Raw genomic sequence first — 16,874 nt, 5'->3', positions numbered from 1 at the left:
CATATTAGATTGCTCAGGAGGGTTAATCAATGCCTATTACCGTACATGCTTATACTTCACTAGAAAATGACGAAGTGCGCAGCCAGCTTGAGCGACTGTATGACACCAGCCCGGAATTTGGGGATGGGCAGGATGCCATTGAACAACTAGAGCAAAACTTGGCTCAGTATACCTTAGTTTACACAGCAGAATTTAATACTAAACTGATTGGGGCAATTTGGTGTACCGGGCAGGGGGAAAGCCGGACGCTGGAAAATATTGTGGTCCATCCAGCTAACCGTGGACGTGGAGTCGCAGAACGACTGGTCAGTGAAGTGTGCCGAATGGAAGAAGAAAAAGGCGTGAAGAGGTTTGAACCGGGCTGTGGAGCCATTCATCGCTGTCTGGCACATCTGGAAAAAATTTAAGCCTGATAAAAATAAAAAAGCAGCCATGGTGCTGTTTTTTTATGCCTGAAAATAATGCTGGCTTAGATGATCCATTGAATTTTAAATAAAAAATAAGCAAATAAACATCAATTTGCCTTAAAAGTAAGCACTTGCTTGAAAAAGCTAAAAACCTGCTTGACTGAAAAACACTTAAACTGTTTAATACGCGACATCGGCGTGATAGCTCAGTAGGTAGAGCAACGGATTGAAAATCCGTGTGTCCCCAGTTCGATCCTGGGTCTCGCCACCATATTTAAAATCTATTTCAAGATTTCAATCCCTGATCCCATCAGGGATTTTTTTTGGGTAAAAAATATTCGATTAAATAAAAATGTCATGAATTATATTGACTATTGAGAACAGATACGGCTTAATACACCGCATCGGCGTGATAGCTCAGTAGGTAGAGCAACGGATTGAAAATCCGTGTGTCCCCAGTTCGATCCTGGGTCTCGCCACCATATTCAAAAAAACCTCAAACACTGTTTGAGGTTTTTTTTCGCCTCTAGGTTGGTCATAGAGAATTATAATTACATGCAAAGCGCATTAAAATTCCAAGAAAAATTGCATACCCATAATAGATTTAAGAAAGTGAAAAAGACCGTTTATCCGAGTCAAGGTGAGCCAAAATTGATTTTCAGGTAGGCTATAAAACGTATACGGTTGCAGTGAAAAATTTTTTTCTTGCATGGTGTAAAACTGCATTGTCCTGAAATTACGTTGCGAGGCAAGTTTATGAAATTTATAAAAATATATCCTTTGCTGCTGATATTGGGCTGTCCATGGAGCATGATGGTCCACGCGGATGACGCGGTGACCTTACCCACCCTGCACGTACTGGCCGAGCCAGAGTTACGTACAGAAACCGGGATTGTGCCGTATCAGAATGATGAAAAAAATCTCCGTGCTTTACAGCATCAAGTTATTCGTAATTCACGTGAAGCACAAAACTTTATGATCGACAGCCATGTGGTTGCCAATCTGGAAATTCAGCCCTTACAAGCACAACCCGACCTAAATTCGTTATCGCCCTTTCTACAACAGTATGTATTGAGTATTGCTCAGGGTTTACAGTCGAGTGATCCTACACAAGGCTTGTATATTATGTTGCAACCCTTTGGTATAAACCGTAGCAACAGTATGCAGCATATTGATCGTAGCAATAGCAACAGTATGCAGCCCATCGATCGTGATATGCATATACAGCTCGACCTGAAAAATGTCAGCATTGGTACGATTGAACATTCTATAATAGGACTTACGCATTGACGGATTCAAAAAAGTATTAAAATACTTTATAAAGTATCTGTGATCAGACGAATTAAAAATGCTTCTACAGCAACTTGTACTCTACCCATTTATATGGGCTTTCTCATGACAGAACCGAACTCTATTAGCTGCACACAACTTGCCGAGACTTATAACATCTCGCATGATAGTGTAAATCGCTTTCTAGAGCGTGAAGACTACACACCTCACGACCTATATCAAGAAGCAATTCAACATATTGATAATAATAAACTTATAGTCAGTATTGATGATACTGTTTTAGATAAACCGTATAGTCAGCATATGGACTTAGTTAGCTATTTTTGGTCAGGCAAACACCACCGATCCGTCAAGGGTATTAATCTCATTACCTTGTATGCGACAGATCAAAATGGTCAAAATATTCCAATTAATTTCCGAATTTATGACAAATCTGAAAGTAAAACCAAGAATGATTACTTTATGGATATGTTAAGTGAAGTACTCAGTTGGGGTGCAAAGATTCAATTTATTACAGGTGATAGTTGGTATTCATCGACTGGAAATCTAAAAACCATAAGAAAATATGGTATTCGATTTATGTTTGGTATCGACTGTAACCGTAAGGTTTCCCCAGAAAAAGGACAATGGTTTCAACTGCGTTTATTGCCAAATTTCCATCAGGGTCAAGTGGTCTGGCTCAAAGATTTTGGCTTTGTACAATTATTTAAGACTCAGTTAAAAGAACAGCAGAGGTTTTATATTGTGCATCAAGATGAAGATGATTTATTGTCCTTTGAGAGTTTTCATGAATTACATTCAAGTCATTGGAAAATAGAACAATATCACCGGGTGATTAAACAGGTTTGTCATATTGAAAAGTTTCAAGTAAGACGATCTAAACTGATTTTGAATCATATTTTTTCAGCCTTGATGGCCTACGTCGAGATACAAAAGAACCAGTTTGAGCGGATCTTTGAAAATGTATATCGTTGGCAGAAGAAATTATTTAGACCAATGATCAAAAACTTCATTGATGACTTTATTCTCGATAAAAATCATCTGCTACCACAGAGAATCTATAAATAATACTGCGTAAGTCCTATATAAATAATTTTTCTGTACCTGAGCTACCGACACCGAAAAAGTAATCATTTTTCTTTTGAAAAAATCCTTAGCTTTGCCAGCGAAGCCTATATTTGCCGCCGCGAGAAAGTGGCAAATGCCTGCGCAGTTGAAAATTGGGGCTGTTTTCAGCCTGTGAGCTAGTCATGTTCTTCAGAGATCATTACTCCGTTACATGCTCAGCCAGTCGGGAATCGCCGTGTCAGTTTTAATCCTGCCCAGAGCTGGAAATTGGTTCCATACGATGTTAAATATTATCAATTGAATAATCAGCGGGTGCTCATTGCCCAGACCAGTTTTAGGATTGATCAGGTCATTGATTAAATTTATAAATATTATGAGCATCGTTAAATGAAAGATCTGTTTTCTGATGACAGCTTGCGCTATAAACAGGCCCGTCCGGCTTATTCTGCAGAAATTGTCCAGGAAATTTTAAAGCATGTACCTGAACGAACTTTTGCCTGGGATTGTGGTGCCGGTTCGGGGCAGTTTACCCAGCTTCTGGCACCGTATTTCGAGCATGTGGTGGCGACTGATATTAGCGCAGCGCAATTACAGCAGGCCCCTTATTTTGAAAATGTCAGCTATCAGCTACAGGTGGCAGAGCAGACCACGATTCCGGAGCACTCCGTCGATTTGGTGACGGTGGCACAAGCGATTCACTGGTTTGATTTCGATGCATTCTATAAAGAAGTCAAACGGGTGCTTAAACCTCAAGGGGTGCTGGCGGTTATTGGCTATGGTCTCATTCAGGTTCAGGATGCGGCAATCAATGCCTTGGTTCAGCAGCTGTATGCTGAAACCTTAAAAGAGTATTGGGATCGTGAACGCCGTTATATTGATGAGCTGTATCAAACCATTCCGTTTCTTTTTTATGAGCAGGCAGTTCCAGAGCTGCGCCTGGAATATCGATGGACTCCGCAGCAGCTGATCAGTTATTTAAACACCTGGTCGGCGCTCAAGCATTATCACGACCACAACACGGATGACCCGCTGCAGCCGATTTCAGAGGTTTTGCAAGCAGGACCAGAATACTTAGATGTAACATTTCCTGTACTTTTGCGCGTCGGAATGCGAGAAAAATAAAGATTATGACGGAATTTTTATGTCAGCAGGGCAGCCTAAGCAGGAGAAGATAAAAATCTGATTTATAGAAACATGGTTCAGCACAGCACTTTTTTATAGACGCAGATTTGATGTTTTTTCAGTAGGTGAAATGAACCGGTTTTTTAACGAAAGTTAGAATGTCTTGCAAGACCACTGGTCCGGGGCAAGTGGCTGAAAAGCGCATAAACTATACAATTATAGCTGTCGACGGTTGTTTATTTACTTCAATTCATTGTTGAGTAGAACTGCCATGAAGCTGCTAAAAAATTTATCCTGCGCAATTGTCATGATTACCGCAAGCTTTTCTATTTCCTCTGCTTTTGCCGATATAACGGATACTACCGGATTAATCCCCTTAACAGACTCCAAGTTAAGCGCTGAAACCACGCGAGTTATTGAATATCGTGAAGATCCTCAAAGAGAGCGAGTTTTGCAACATAGAATTATGCAGATCCAGCTAGATACACAAAATTTTGTGGTTGACCCCACTATGTTGATGACCATCGATCTAGTTCCTGAAGCACCTATGCCAGACATCAACAGCTTGCCATGGGTATTGCAGCAATATGTTCTGGCGATTGCCCGCGGTTTGCAGTCACCTGATCCACGAGAAGGTCTGTATATTATTCTTGCACCTTTTGGGATAGACCGTAGAGCAGTCAATGTACAAATCGCTAGAGAGCAACTTTCCTTGGGTATTCTGGAAAATACCTCACAAAATGACATCATCAGACAGTTGCAACAACAGCGAACCAATACACCGAATAATGCTATTCGCTAGTTGGGCAGTATGTGGATCACCATCTTTTTCACGCTAACTAAAAAAGGATGCTCATGAATGGCATCCTTTTTACGGTTAAAATGCGCGATGCAGATTAAGCCGCAGATTTTTTAAACCAAGAGAAGAAGCCTTTTTTCTCAGCTTTGACTTCAGTTTTAGCAGCATCTGCTTTTTCAGCAACGCTTTCTTTTACTTCAGCTGTTTTGGCTACAGTTGCATCTTTTGCAGCGACAGTTTTAGCAGCAGTGGCATCTGTTACTTGAACAGTTTTAGCAACAGTTGCGTCTTTCGCTTCCACCGCTTTTGCTACAGCTGCGTCTTTAGTTGCTACAGTTTTAGCTACAGCGGCATCTTTAGCGGCTTCTGTTTTGTGAGCGGCAGTTTGAGTGGCAACGACAGCTTTTTCTTTTGCTACTACGGTTTTAGCAACAGTGGCATCTTTTAGCTTAGCTGTTTTGGCTACAGTTGCATTTTTGGCAGCGACAGTTTTATGTGCAGCAGTTTTGCTTTTAAGCTCAACATTTTCTTTTGTTGTAGCAGCTGCTGCTTTAACAGTGCTTGCGGTTTGAATGGTGTCTGCTTTTACTTGTGCTTTTAATGCGGCAACCTTGGCAGCTGGCGTGGTTTCTACAGCAGTAGCAGCCATAGCAGAGGTTGTACCTGCAACTACAGCGATAGTGATAGCAGTTTTAATCATATTCATGGGAATTACTCAATCGTGAGAATTAAGAGGTTTTTTGTACTGGTTATATTAACGCTAGGGCGATTCATTTTTTAAAAGGGAACACGTTAGTTGGGCCTAATTGTGTGAATATTCAACTAAAATTACAGATGGATAACATGATGTTGCAGGTGAGTTACATTGCTTTTAAGTTTTTAGTTGGGTCCGGGTTAAATTAAAGAGAAATGGATATTTTTGATGAGCACATGATTTGTTTTTCTTGCGTTTTTCCCGGCAAAGCGATCATGCCGTTGAATATCTGCGTTTCATCTTTTTAAACATGACAGTTTTGCAATAAGACTGTCATTTGTTATTCAAATTCGGTTGCTAGATTAAAACCGTTGCAAAGGTCACATTATAAAATCTAGGCAGGTGAGTCATGAAAACCCTACACGTTTTTGATGATATTCAGCATGTATACAGTGAATTTGTTGAAAATAAAAAATACCCAAAACTGGAAAGCCTGAACAATTGGGGTAAAAACCGTTTTTTCTTTAATCAATACTTTAAAATGATTGAAGATTGGCATCATACCGAGCAGATTGTGATTCAGTTCAATCAGCAGTATTACAGTCTGGATACCGGTAGCGCCCCTGACTTTATGGACCAAGAAAAATATATGGAATGGTTGCGCGAACAACTGCTGCATTAAAAAATATTTATCTCGCTTTTAAAGTTTCCCCAAAAACTGTCCGTATCGGGCAGTTTTTGTTTTTCTATAGGGTTTTTAGTTTGCCTGAATGGCATCTCATTGGCTTATTTCATTCTGCTGTGGAACGGGCTATGCTAAAACATAGATCATCAACTGATTGAGTCAGCCCGACCACCGACCGATGCTTTGGAGTACAGCCTTTTATGCAACAGCTTATTTGTTATAAAGAACTTCCTGTCTGGACACAGCAGAGTATCCCGCAAGGGTTTAAAAACCAGCACAATACCAAAGCCGGTACCTGGGCAAAATTAACCGTATTCAAGGGTGAGCTGCATTTTGCCATGCTGGAGGAATCGGGAGCCGTAAAGTCTGAGCATGTTTTTAGCCTAGAGCAGCAACCTCCGTTTATTGAACCGCAAGCATGGCATAAAATTGTTTCTGCCAGTGATGACATTGAATGTCAGCTACAGTTTTACTGTCTGCCACAGGATTATTTTTATAAAAAATATCAGCTTTCACCCACGCACTCTGAAATTCTGGCTGCTACGCCATATTTGCAAGGTGGCCGTGCCCTCGATGTTGGCTGCGGGCAGGGGCGTAATACGCTGTATTTAAGTCAGCATGGTTTTGAGGTGGATGCCTGGGATGTCAATGAAAACAGCCTGCAAAAGTTGAGGCAGATTATTCAGAGTGAGCAGATTGATAATATTCAGGTGCAACAGCGTGATTTAAATGCAGACCCAAGTATTACCGGCCGTTATGATTTTATTTGCTGTACTGTGGTGATGATGTTCTTGCAAGCCCAAACGGTGAAACCTCTGATTAAGCAGATGCAACAAGCGACTGTTCCGGGAGGCTATAACCTGATTGTCTGTGCGATGAATACGGACGACCTTCCGGCACAGCCTGACTTTCCTTTTGCCTTTAAAGCAGGGGAGTTAAGTGCGCTTTATGAGGGCTGGAACATTGTGAAATATAATGAAAATGTCGGTGAGTTGCATCGGGTAGATGCACAGGGAAATAGGATTAAACAGCATTTTGCGACATTGTTGGCGCAGAAAGTTGCTGAGGATATTTAAGAGGCTTTAAGGTTCTTGAATTTAGAGCAGTAAGGAAAATAGTACCTAATTTTTTAAACACTCCAAAATCAAAAAAAGATGTCACCAGGACATCTTTTTTAGCTTATGTCAAATATCGTTAAAAGGTAATTTTTCTTAAAAATTTAAGTATTCAAAAGTTTTACTTCTTAAATCAGCTGTATATTTTTGTCTCTTTATTTCATCAGAAGTTGGAATAGGTAATGATTCAATAATAGCTAAGCATTCATTTAGCGCATTTTCAAACTTTTCTTTATCAGTTAAGGTTTCAATAATTTTTTTCACATTTTGATTTGATTTTTTACTATTACGTGTCCAATTTTTATTAGATTTTGTGGCCACATATTTCATAATGAATAAGACATGCCATTTTAAATTTGAGTATTTAAGTTTTTTACTGTTAATAGCTACATGAATTTTATACAGAGCTAATGAACAGATATAGTATAAGCTTTCTTCATCATCATCTTTAAATAACTCATTAGATTCAAATATTTTTTTCACGTAACGAGATGAGTTAAATGGTTCTTCAAGTATCATTGCATTATATGCCTGTACTACAGTTCTTAGATCAAATATACGTGATTTTTGATAATCTGATTGAGAGTATTCATTCTGCCTTCTTTCAAAATATACTCTGTTTTCATCACCTACCGTATTGTTCATGGTTTCAAAATATCTTTGAACCATACGAGTTTTTTCTTTTAGACCAAGAAATGCATTGTTGTCGATATTAGACTGATTATTAGTAGATGATATAATTTTTGTAATAGTTTCTTCATGAGTAGTCGAGATAAACTTAACGATAATTTTTGTATCATCATTAATAATGTCCCGATTTTCAAATAATACATTACTAGTTTGACATCCATTGATAATTTGATAATTTGTTAGGTCAATAGTTTTATCACTTGGGGAAAATGCTAAATCAGGCGAAATAATGGTAATTCCATTATTTAATACAGAAAATATTTTTTGTGACTTTTCTTCTTCAAGTGATTTTTTTATATTTGAGTTTACATAAACTTCTTCACCTAAATAAGCACGTATATTTTCTTCAAAAATATTATTTTTTATATTTTTGTCTTCATCGAATAATATTGAATCAATGAAATCTTTAGCATTAACTAAAGCTAAATATGACTGAGGAATATTTGGCATTGATGGGATAGCAAAAAACTCTTGAAATTTTAATTTAGCTTGAATATCTTTGTTCGTATCATCATATAAACTAATTAATTTAGCTCTATCTAGTGGTTCAGCTTTCACCTGATGGAAAAAAGTTTTTTGTTCAATTTCATATTTTATTTGTTTGAAAATTGCTTCATGTTCATCTGATTTTTGATAAATGCCACTTGTTGCAAAGTAAACAGCTATATCGGGTAAGCCATTACGTATATTTTTTACGTTTTTTAAAATTTGAAAAAGAATTTCATGCCTAATTTGGTTAAATGTACCTTGTGGGTAAAAGTTATCTTGAGTAAGAAAATTCAATATACCGGATAGAAAATTAGCAATATCATCCTTTTCAAAGCTTTCACCACTTTTTACTTGCGTTAAAATAATTTTTGCATCTACTTTTCTTTTTTTATCAGACAGTATTTCTTCTGCCATTTCTAATGAAGTGATTAGATTACCATCTAGAAATATAGCGATCCCATCAAGCGATGCATCATCTTCAGATGTTGTTAATTCATTGGGCTGTACTATGTGGCCTAATTCTTTATGAGCTAACAGGTAATTAACAAAATATTCAAAATTCTTACTAATATCACTTGAATCCAAATCGAAGCTTTTTGCATAGTCTTCAACTATTCCTTTCAACACAATATGCACTTTATTACCCTGTTAATCAGTTATTACTGTTATTTATTAATTTCAAGTGATTGAATTATATTTAAATATTCAAAAAAAAACCCCGCAATAAGCGGGGTTTTTTATATCTCAGTATTTAATTAAGCATTAAACACGTTCGATAATAGTCGCGATACCTTGACCAAGGCCAATACACATGGTCGCAAGACCGATTTGTGTATCTTGCTGTTCCATCACGTTCAGCAACGTGGTTGTGATACGCGCACCAGAACAACCCAATGGGTGACCCAGTGCAATCGCACCACCGTTCAAGTTCACACGGTCTTGCTGGTCATAAATGCCTAAGCCTTTAAGAACTGACAAACCTTGAGCAGCAAACGCTTCGTTTAATTCAATAGTTTGAATGTCAGCAATCGACAAGCCCGCACGTTTTAGCGCTTTCTGAGTTGCTGGAACTGGACCATAACCCATGATCGCAGCGTCACAACCTGCAACCGCCATAGAGCGAATCACAGCACGTGGCTTAAGACCAAGCGCTTGCGCACGTTCAGCAGACATCAACAACATTGCAGATGCACCGTCAGACAATGCTGAAGATGTTGCAGCAGTCACTGTACCGCCTTTCGGGTCAAATGCTGGACGTAAAGCCTGGAATGCTTCAAGGTTGGCATCTGGACGAATCACTTCGTCGATGTCGCACAGGATTTTGAAACCGTTCTGGTCGTGACCTTCAACACCAATAATTTCGTTTTTGAAACGACCTTCTTGCGTTGCAGCCCAAGCGCGGCGGTGAGATTCAACACCAAACGCATCTTGTTCTTCACGAGTAATGCCGTTCATGCGACCTAACATTTCAGCGGTTAAGCCCATCATGTTAGACGCTTTTGCATAATGTTTAGATGCTTCTGGGTTGATGTCGATGCCGTGCATCATGCCAACGTGGCCCATGTGCTCAACACCACCGATGATGAAGATATCACCCTGGTTGGTTGCAATTTGTGCCGCCGCAGCATGGATTGCCTGCATTGAAGAACCACAAAGACGGTTAATCGTTTGACCTGCAACAGTTTTAGGCAAGTCAGCCAATAAACCAATGTTACGGGCAATGTTCATGCCTTGTTCAAGTGTCTGGTTGACACAGCCCCAAATCAGGTCTTCAACTTCGTTGACATCAAACTGGTTACGGGCAACCAAAGCACGAACCAATTCAGCAGACAAGCTGTCAGCACGTACATTGCGGAACATACCGTTTTTGGATTTACCCATTGCTGAACGTACACCATCAACGATGACAACGTCACGCGGATTTAAAGTAGCCATTCACGTTGCTCCTTAACCGTAGAATTTTTTGTTGTTAGCAGCCATGTCACGCAACATTTGTGGCGCTTCATAAGCCTTACCTAAGTGAGCGTATTTGTCGCAAAGTGCAACGTATTCAGCAACACCTGTTTGGTCGATGTAACGGCATGGACCACCGCGGAATGGTGGGAAACCGACACCCATGATCATCGCCATATCTGCTTCAGAAGCAGTTGCTACAATGTTGTCTTCCAGGCAACGAACCGTTTCGTTACAGAAAGTCAGCATCATGCGGTCAATGATTTCCTGAGCATCGAATTCGCGTTTTTCCGCAGTTGCCACAGAAGCAACCAGCTCATAAGCAGTTGGATCAACCACTTTGGCTTTTTTGCCTTTACGGTCTAATTCATATTTGTAGAAACCAACGTCGTTCTTTTGACCCAAACGTTTTGCTTCGTACATGGTTTGAATCGAACCTTTGAAGTCCGGTTTCATGCGGTCAGGGAAGCCTTCGGCCATCACTTCTGCACCGTGAACGCCTGTGTCGATACCCACAACGTCCATCAGGTAAGCAGGGCCCATTGGCCAGCCGAATTTTTCCATTACTTTATCGATTTGCTGGAAGTCAGCACCATCTTTAAGAAGAAGGTCGAACGCACCGAAGTAAGGGAACAATACACGGTTCACCAGGAAGCCCGGGCAGTCATTCACCACGATTGGGGTTTTACCCATTTTCTGAGCAAGAACCACAGTGGTTGCAATCGCTTCAGCAGAAGTTTTTTCACCACGAATGACTTCAACCAGTGGCATCATGTGTACCGGGTTAAAGAAGTGCATACCGACGAAGTTTTCAGGACGTTGCAGGTTTTCAGCCAGACGGGTGATTGAAATCGTAGAGGTATTTGATGCAATGATCGTGTTTTCACGAACATTTTTCTCAGTTTCAGCCAATACAATGCCTTTCACTTTAGGGTTTTCAGTTACCGCTTCAATCACGATATCCACTTCTTTAAACTCTTCGTAGCTTAAAGTCGGGCGGATGCGAGCAAGGGTTTCACCCATTTGCGCAGGTTTCATTTTCTTGCGTTCAACTTGTTTTGTTAACAAGCCATTCGCTTCTTTCATACCCAGTGCAAGTTGCGGGTTACCAATGTCTTTCATGATGATTGGTGTGCCTTTGCTTGCCGCTTGGTAAGCAATACCACCACCCATGATACCCGCGCCAAGTACAGCGGCCTGGTTTACAGGATGAGCACCTTTTTCATATTTCTTAGAAGTTTTCTTCACCACTTGGTCGTTGATGAATAGACCGATCAACGCGCCAGCTTGTGGAGTTACCGCAGCTTTAGCAAAACCTTCAGCTTCTACTTTTAATGCTTCGTTACGTGGAAGGCTTGCACCTGCCTGTAATGAATCAAGCAGAAGTTTAGGCGCAGGGTATTGAGCAGGGTTTGCTTTCGCAAGTACCGCACCTTTCGCCGTATTGAACGCCATCATTTGTTCAAGCGGGTTCAATTTAATAGGGTCTAATTTTTCTTGGCGTTTTGCTTTCCAGTCTACACGGCCAGCAAGTGCTTGTTTAACCAGGTCAATCGCAGCGTCAGTAAGTTTGTCAGCAGCCACAACCGCATCAACAGCACCGTCTTTAAGTGCAGCAGCAGGTTTTTTAGGCACAGCCATTGCCATCCATTCAACCGCATTGTCGATACCAATAACACGGCTTAAACGAACAGTACCACCGAAACCAGGGTAGATGCCCAGTTTGATTTCTGGAAGGCCGACTTGAGCAGCTTCTGACATCACACGGTAGTCACAGACCAAGCACATTTCAAAGCCGCCGCCCAATGCCATACCATTGATTGCAGCAACTTTAGGAATCTCTAGATCTTCAAATGCATTGAAGATGTCGTGAACAGGCAAAGCCCAATCCACAATCGCTTGTTCGCCTTGAGCGAAGTTTTCACCAAATTCAGTGATGTCTGCGCCAACGATAAATGTTGATTTACCTGAAGTAACAACTAAACCTTTAATCGTGCTATCTGCTTTTACAGCTTCAATGGCAGCTTTAAAATCTTCAATTGTTGCACGGTTAAATTTGTTGACCGACTCACCTTGTAAGTCAAAGCGGAATTCTGCAATTCCGTCCGAAAGCATTTGGACGGTAATGGCATTGCCAGCGTGGATCATGCCTGATCTCCTTTATTTTGGAGGACTTCTAAGTTGATGTTGTGAAGCATGTACGCCTTTTTTCCTGCGTACATTTATGCTTCGCCAATCTTACGATAACTATATCCAAAAAGAACATAACAAGTTGTATCAAGCCGTGACGCTAGGGTCATCAATTTTTTTCAACAAATCCTGAGGCTTGGCAACCCTATTTTTACTGTAGCTGTTAAAAATGTAATGAACTTTTTGTTTAGATTAAGGTTTTCTAATAATGTCGTGCTTATTTATAGCGGGTACAAGTGTGCTATTTCAAGTTTTTTATGGCCTTGTTTTGGTCAAAATAGTCAATCGATCCCAATTTTCAGCGCAGCGGAGGGAGGTTGAAACTGAAGTAAAAGTGACATATTTGCAGTCAAATACCTGTTTGAGCATTTGACTGCAAGTAGGAGGATAACAAAGATTATTCGGGCTGAATGATTAATTGCCCATTTGCATAGCTTAAAGTGAGCTGTGCTTTTTCCGGATAATTTAAAAAATATACTGCCAGAATTGGTTCCAGTTCAGTGCGCATTTTGCGGGCCAAATGGCGTGCACCAAAACGGATGTCATGATCTTTATAAAAGTGTGCTTTGGCCGCATCGGTCAAAACCACCTGACGTTTTTGATGCTGCAGGCGCTGATTCAGTTTTTGCAGTTCAATTTCCACCAGTTTCGGCAGGGCATCTGCCTGTACCGCTTGGTAATGTAAAGTACGATCAATGCGGTTGATAAATTCCGGATCGAATTTTTTAAACATGACTTTTTCAATAATGGTCTTGGTCGGCATTTTTTTCAGACACAGACCCTGCATTTTCTTGGGCAAGAAATTCAGTTTATCCAGATATTGCTGCGCCGCCTGTGCCCCGACATTACTGGTCATAAAAATCATACAGTTACGAAAGTCGATGGTTTTGGTGCCGGAAGTGAGGTTCAGCTTGCCAGTATCCAGCACATTCATTAAACCGCGAATGACTTCTGTGGAGGCTTTCTCCAGCTCATCAAACAGCACAATCCCCGGGCGGGTATGACTGCCTGCAATGGCGGTTTCATCAAACAGGCTATGACCTTCTTTGGAGCCGACATAGCCCGGAGGTGCACCAGTAATGGCTGCCGCATAGTGTTCTTGTGCCAGAGTGTTCATATCGATGCGACAGAAGGCATCCGGGCGACCATAAATCGCCTCGGCAATTAAACGCACGGTTTCAGTTTTACCCACACCGGTCGGGCCGAGCATTAAGGTGACGGAAAGAGGGCGTTCAGGACTGGAAAAATCGGCTTTGACCACGTGCAGCATTTTTTCGATTTCTTGCAGGGCAGCATCCTGACTAATAATGCGCTGTTTCAACAGCTGCATGACTTCAAGCGGTTCAAAATGAAAACGCGGCTTGCCAATCAGTTTATCTTTCTCAGATGTGCTATGCGGTGCAGTGTCTAGTTTGACGATATGCATGGCGTGATTGGGAGTCGTCATTCAGTTTGATCCAAATTGTTCAGATGGCTTGAGCATAGCAAAATAAGTACGATTTACTTATAGCTTTTAGCAATCAGGTGATTGCTGGAACTTTGTATGATCGCGATAAAAACAGGCGATTCGCTTGAAAATGGCATGAAAACCATCACATCATGTAGCAAAGTTTATGCAATTTAAATCAGGCTGAATGTGAACGAAAACGCACGAGAACATATTGAAAAGATTCTAGCCCATATGACTACTTTACCGGGCGTGTACCGTATGTTGGATCAGGATGGCGAATTGCTGTATGTCGGCAAGGCCAAAAATCTGAAAAACCGTGTGTCCAGCTACTTTGTCAAAACCATCGAACATCCGAAAACCCAGGCGCTGGTGGCGCGGATTTATGATATTGAAACGTTGGTCGTGCGCTCGGAAACCGAAGCCTTATTGCTGGAACAGAACCTGATCAAGCTGCATCGTCCGCCTTACAACATCATGCTGCGTGACGACAAATCCTATGTCTATATTTTTGTTTCCAGTGACAAGCCATACCCGCGTATTGCGGCCGGTCGTGGCAAGGGCAAACATCAGGTCGGCAAGTTTTTTGGACCGTATCCGAGTGCCTATAATGCCCGGGATACCCTCGTGGTGCTGCAAAAACTGTTTAATGTACGGCAGTGTGAAAACAGCTATTTTGCCCAGCGTAAACGTCCGTGTTTGCAGTACCAGATTAAACGCTGTAGCGCGCCCTGCGTCGGTTTAATTAGCCCTGAAGAATATAAGAATGATGTAGACAACTCGATTCGCTTTTTACAGGGTGATACCAAAGAATTGAATCAAGAATTGATTCAGAAAATGGAAGAAGCCGCTGAAAAGCTCGAATTTGAAAAAGCTGTATTTTATCGTGATCGTATGGCACTGCTGCGCGATGTGCAATCGCAACAGGCGATTTATAAACTCAAAGGTGAAGCCGATATTCTGGCGATTGCCTATCATGCCGGGGTGACCTGCGTGCAGATCATGCATGTACGTAATGGCAAAATGCTGGGGGGTAAAAGCTATTTCCCGGATATGCTTGGTGATGATCTGGGCCAAATGCTCTCGGACTTCATGGCGAACTTCTATTTTCAGGTGGCCGATGAAGTTCCTGCCGAGCTGATTGTCAATGTCGAGCTTCCGGACCGCAAAGAGCTGGAACAGGCCTTGCAACAGGAATTCGGCAAGAAGGTGCAGATCAAGCACAATGTTCGGGAAACCCGGGCCGAATGGCTGGAATTGGCCAATATGAATGTGCAGCACGCTATTAAAGGCCAGCTGGCCAATCATTTTGAACTGAATGAACGTTTCCATCAGCTGGAACAGGTGGTGGGACGTCCGATTGACCGGATTGAATGTTTTGATATCTCGCACACCATGGGTGAAGCCACAATTGCTTCCTGTGTGGTGTTTGATTCGGGCGGTGCACGAAAACGCGATTACCGTCAGTTTGCCATTGATGATATTACCGGCGGTGATGACTATGCGGCCATGCGTCAGGCACTGACCCGCCGTTATAAAAAAGCCATGTTGCCGGATTTACTGCTGATTGATGGCGGTAAAGGCCAGTTGCATATGGCGATGGAAGTGATGCAGGAGTTGGGACTGGATGCTTTTATGGTCGGAGTTTCCAAGGGCGAGGGGCGTAAACCTGGTCTGGAAACCTTGCATTTTACTGATGGTACAAAAATCCAGTTGCCAGAAGACCATAAAGCCCTGCACCTGATTCAGCAAGTACGCGATGAAGCACACCGTTTTGCCATTACCAAACATCGGGCCAAACGCGACAAGAAACGTGGCTCGTCGGTACTGGAAGTGATTCCCGGACTGGGGCCGAAACGCCGCCGTGACTTGCTGACCCATTTTGGCGGTATACAGGGGGTACTGAAAGCATCGGAAAATGACTTGAAGCTGGTGCCCGGGCTGGGCGATGTGATGGCTCGTACCATTTATAAGGTATTGCATGAATAAATTCGGACAGATTGGCCAAAGTGCTCACTGACGCAGCAGTCATTGATCATTCACAACAGTCCAAAATAAGTGAAAGATAGAGCCAATAAAAAAATCCAAGGGACGAAGGATGTCACTGCGCCAATTATTCACTGCGATCGAACAGGACGAATGGGTCGATATTCCGCAAGGCTGGTTACAGGGGCGCACCATTTATGGTGGACTGGTGGCCGGGATGATGATGCACAAAGCCTTGCTGGCGGTTGCAGATGCAGAAAAACAGTTGTTAAGTACCAGTGTGACCTTTGTTGGTCCAGTGCAAATGGCAGCGGTCCAGTTGAGTGCTGAAATTTTACGTCAAGGTAAGTCCGTGACCACGGTTGAAGTACGGCTCTGGCAGGACGATGCTGTGCAAAGTATTTTGATTGCCAGTTTTGGCATGCATCGCCAGTCGACTATTTCCGTACAACAGGAACGACTTGCACCTGAATTTCCTATGCCTGAGCAATTAAACATTGCGGAGCATCATCCTTTAGCCCCGGAATGTTTTGGACAGATGGATCTGGTCTGGGTAGATGGACAGTATCCATGCACTGGCAGTGTGAAACCTGATTTTAGTGGCTGGATGCGTTTTAATCCGGATCGGCATGACAATCGGGAAATGAGCATCGCCGACTTGATGGTGGCCTTCGATATGTGGCCTCCTGGCGTTTTGCCGATGTTTAAAACATTCGCACCGGCCAGTTCGCTGACCTGGCATGTGACCTATGTGCACCCTTTAAACAGTCATCTGCATGATTGGTTTAAATATAAAGTATTTACCGATTATGCAGCTGAAGGTTATTCGACCGAGTATGCTCATCTTTGGGATGCAGCAAACAGATTGATTGCGATTTCAAGACAGACAGTTACCGTGTTTGCCTAGTGACACTTTATAGCAATTCGTATAAAGTGACT

14 protein-coding genes and 2 tRNA genes are annotated in these 16,874 nt (G+C 41.9%); 11 read left to right on the top strand and 5 right to left on the bottom strand.

Annotated features, from left to right (window positions below; all coding sequences use genetic code 11):
• Positions 1–29 precede the first annotated feature (29 nt).
• The 7 genes from JFY49_RS14935 (at position 30) to JFY49_RS14905 (ending at position 4,689) form a co-directional block, all read left to right on the top strand.
• Positions 30–407, top strand: a complete 378-nt coding sequence (locus tag JFY49_RS14935; RefSeq protein WP_166170689.1) for a GNAT family N-acetyltransferase — start codon at positions 30–32, stop codon at positions 405–407.
• Positions 408–602: 195 nt separating this feature from the next.
• Positions 603–678 (top strand) — tRNA-Phe (locus tag JFY49_RS14930).
• A gap of 135 nt (positions 679–813) precedes the next feature.
• A tRNA-Phe gene (locus JFY49_RS14925) sits at positions 814–889 on the top strand.
• A gap of 331 nt (positions 890–1,220) precedes the next feature.
• Positions 1,221–1,697 carry a hypothetical protein gene (locus JFY49_RS14920; RefSeq protein WP_227609483.1) on the top strand — a complete coding sequence of 159 codons (477 nt, stop codon included), beginning with the start codon at positions 1,221–1,223 and terminating at the stop codon, positions 1,695–1,697.
• 39 nt (positions 1,698–1,736) lie between these two features.
• Positions 1,737–2,765, top strand: a complete 1,029-nt coding sequence (locus JFY49_RS14915) for a transposase (protein WP_200223267.1) — start codon at positions 1,737–1,739, stop codon at positions 2,763–2,765.
• A 387-nt stretch (positions 2,766–3,152) separates the two neighbouring features.
• A complete protein-coding gene (locus JFY49_RS14910) occupies positions 3,153–3,887 on the top strand; it encodes a class I SAM-dependent methyltransferase (protein ID WP_200223324.1) in 735 nt (244 codons plus the stop codon).
• A 271-nt stretch (positions 3,888–4,158) separates the two neighbouring features.
• The gene (locus tag JFY49_RS14905) at positions 4,159–4,689 is read left to right on the top strand and encodes a hypothetical protein (RefSeq protein WP_180041987.1); all 531 of its coding nucleotides are present in this window, start codon (positions 4,159–4,161) and stop codon (positions 4,687–4,689) included.
• Between the two features lie 94 nt (positions 4,690–4,783).
• On the opposite strand, the gene JFY49_RS14900 is transcribed toward JFY49_RS14905, so the two are convergent.
• Positions 4,784–5,392 carry a hypothetical protein gene (locus JFY49_RS14900; RefSeq protein WP_166170687.1) on the bottom strand — a complete coding sequence of 203 codons (609 nt, stop codon included), beginning with the start codon at positions 5,390–5,392 and terminating at the stop codon, positions 4,784–4,786.
• Between the two features lie 397 nt (positions 5,393–5,789).
• Between JFY49_RS14900 and JFY49_RS14895 the strand changes: the two genes are divergently transcribed.
• Positions 5,790–6,062, top strand: a complete 273-nt coding sequence (locus JFY49_RS14895; RefSeq protein WP_086197715.1) for a hypothetical protein — start codon at positions 5,790–5,792, stop codon at positions 6,060–6,062.
• A gap of 203 nt (positions 6,063–6,265) precedes the next feature.
• Entirely contained in the window at positions 6,266–7,141 is an 876-nt protein-coding gene (gene tehB, locus JFY49_RS14890; RefSeq protein ID WP_166170686.1) for an SAM-dependent methyltransferase TehB, read from the top strand.
• 135 nt (positions 7,142–7,276) lie between these two features.
• On the opposite strand, the gene JFY49_RS14885 is transcribed toward tehB, so the two are convergent.
• The 4 genes from JFY49_RS14885 to JFY49_RS14870 all read right to left on the bottom strand — a co-directional run bounded on the left by JFY49_RS14885 (position 7,277) and on the right by JFY49_RS14870 (position 13,949).
• Positions 7,277–8,995: an AIPR family protein gene (locus tag JFY49_RS14885; RefSeq protein WP_200223322.1), complete on the bottom strand. Its 1,719-nt coding sequence runs from the start codon at positions 8,993–8,995 to the stop codon at positions 7,277–7,279.
• A gap of 126 nt (positions 8,996–9,121) precedes the next feature.
• Positions 9,122–10,294 carry an acetyl-CoA C-acyltransferase FadA gene (gene fadA, locus JFY49_RS14880; RefSeq protein WP_166170684.1) on the bottom strand — a complete coding sequence of 391 codons (1,173 nt, stop codon included), beginning with the start codon at positions 10,292–10,294 and terminating at the stop codon, positions 9,122–9,124.
• A gap of 12 nt (positions 10,295–10,306) precedes the next feature.
• Positions 10,307–12,460, bottom strand: a complete 2,154-nt coding sequence (gene fadB / locus JFY49_RS14875; RefSeq protein WP_166170683.1) for a fatty acid oxidation complex subunit alpha FadB — start codon at positions 12,458–12,460, stop codon at positions 10,307–10,309.
• A gap of 439 nt (positions 12,461–12,899) precedes the next feature.
• Positions 12,900–13,949 (bottom strand): AAA family ATPase, encoded by a 1,050-nt coding sequence (locus tag JFY49_RS14870; RefSeq protein ID WP_166170682.1) that lies wholly within the window; start codon positions 13,947–13,949, stop codon positions 12,900–12,902.
• Between the two features lie 189 nt (positions 13,950–14,138).
• On the opposite strand from JFY49_RS14870, the gene uvrC reads away from it, so the two are divergent.
• Together uvrC and JFY49_RS14860 are read left to right on the top strand one after the other, a co-directional pair.
• Entirely contained in the window at positions 14,139–15,938 is a 1,800-nt protein-coding gene (uvrC, locus tag JFY49_RS14865; protein ID WP_166170681.1) for an excinuclease ABC subunit UvrC, read from the top strand.
• A gap of 109 nt (positions 15,939–16,047) precedes the next feature.
• On the top strand, positions 16,048–16,842 hold the full coding sequence (locus tag JFY49_RS14860; RefSeq protein WP_166170680.1) for an acyl-CoA thioesterase: 795 nt from the start codon (positions 16,048–16,050) through the stop codon (positions 16,840–16,842).
• Positions 16,843–16,874: the final 32 nt, after the last annotated feature.

Source organism: Acinetobacter sp. CS-2 (assembly GCF_016599715.1).
Classification (GTDB): domain Bacteria; phylum Pseudomonadota; class Gammaproteobacteria; order Pseudomonadales; family Moraxellaceae; genus Acinetobacter.
The sequence above is the reverse complement of the archived record's forward strand: the minus strand, read 5'-3'. Positions and strand labels throughout refer to the sequence as shown.

Coding starts and splice junctions, on each gene's coding strand:
- JFY49_RS14905 (WP_180041987.1), top strand. CDS start 4,159: ATGAAGCTGCTAAAAAATTTATCCTGCGCAATTGTCATGATTACCGCA.
- fadA (WP_166170684.1), bottom strand. CDS start 10,294: ATGGCTACTTTAAATCCGCGTGACGTTGTCATCGTTGATGGTGTACGT.
- JFY49_RS14870 (WP_166170682.1), bottom strand. CDS start 13,949: ATGACGACTCCCAATCACGCCATGCATATCGTCAAACTAGACACTGCA.
- JFY49_RS14895 (WP_086197715.1), top strand. CDS start 5,790: ATGAAAACCCTACACGTTTTTGATGATATTCAGCATGTATACAGTGAA.
- JFY49_RS14920 (WP_227609483.1), top strand. CDS start 1,221: ATGGTCCACGCGGATGACGCGGTGACCTTACCCACCCTGCACGTACTG.
- tehB (WP_166170686.1), top strand. CDS start 6,266: ATGCAACAGCTTATTTGTTATAAAGAACTTCCTGTCTGGACACAGCAG.
- JFY49_RS14935 (WP_166170689.1), top strand. CDS start 30: ATGCCTATTACCGTACATGCTTATACTTCACTAGAAAATGACGAAGTG.
- JFY49_RS14900 (WP_166170687.1), bottom strand. CDS start 5,392: ATGAATATGATTAAAACTGCTATCACTATCGCTGTAGTTGCAGGTACA.
- JFY49_RS14910 (WP_200223324.1), top strand. CDS start 3,153: ATGAAAGATCTGTTTTCTGATGACAGCTTGCGCTATAAACAGGCCCGT.
- JFY49_RS14860 (WP_166170680.1), top strand. CDS start 16,048: ATGTCACTGCGCCAATTATTCACTGCGATCGAACAGGACGAATGGGTC.
- fadB (WP_166170683.1), bottom strand. CDS start 12,460: ATGATCCACGCTGGCAATGCCATTACCGTCCAAATGCTTTCGGACGGA.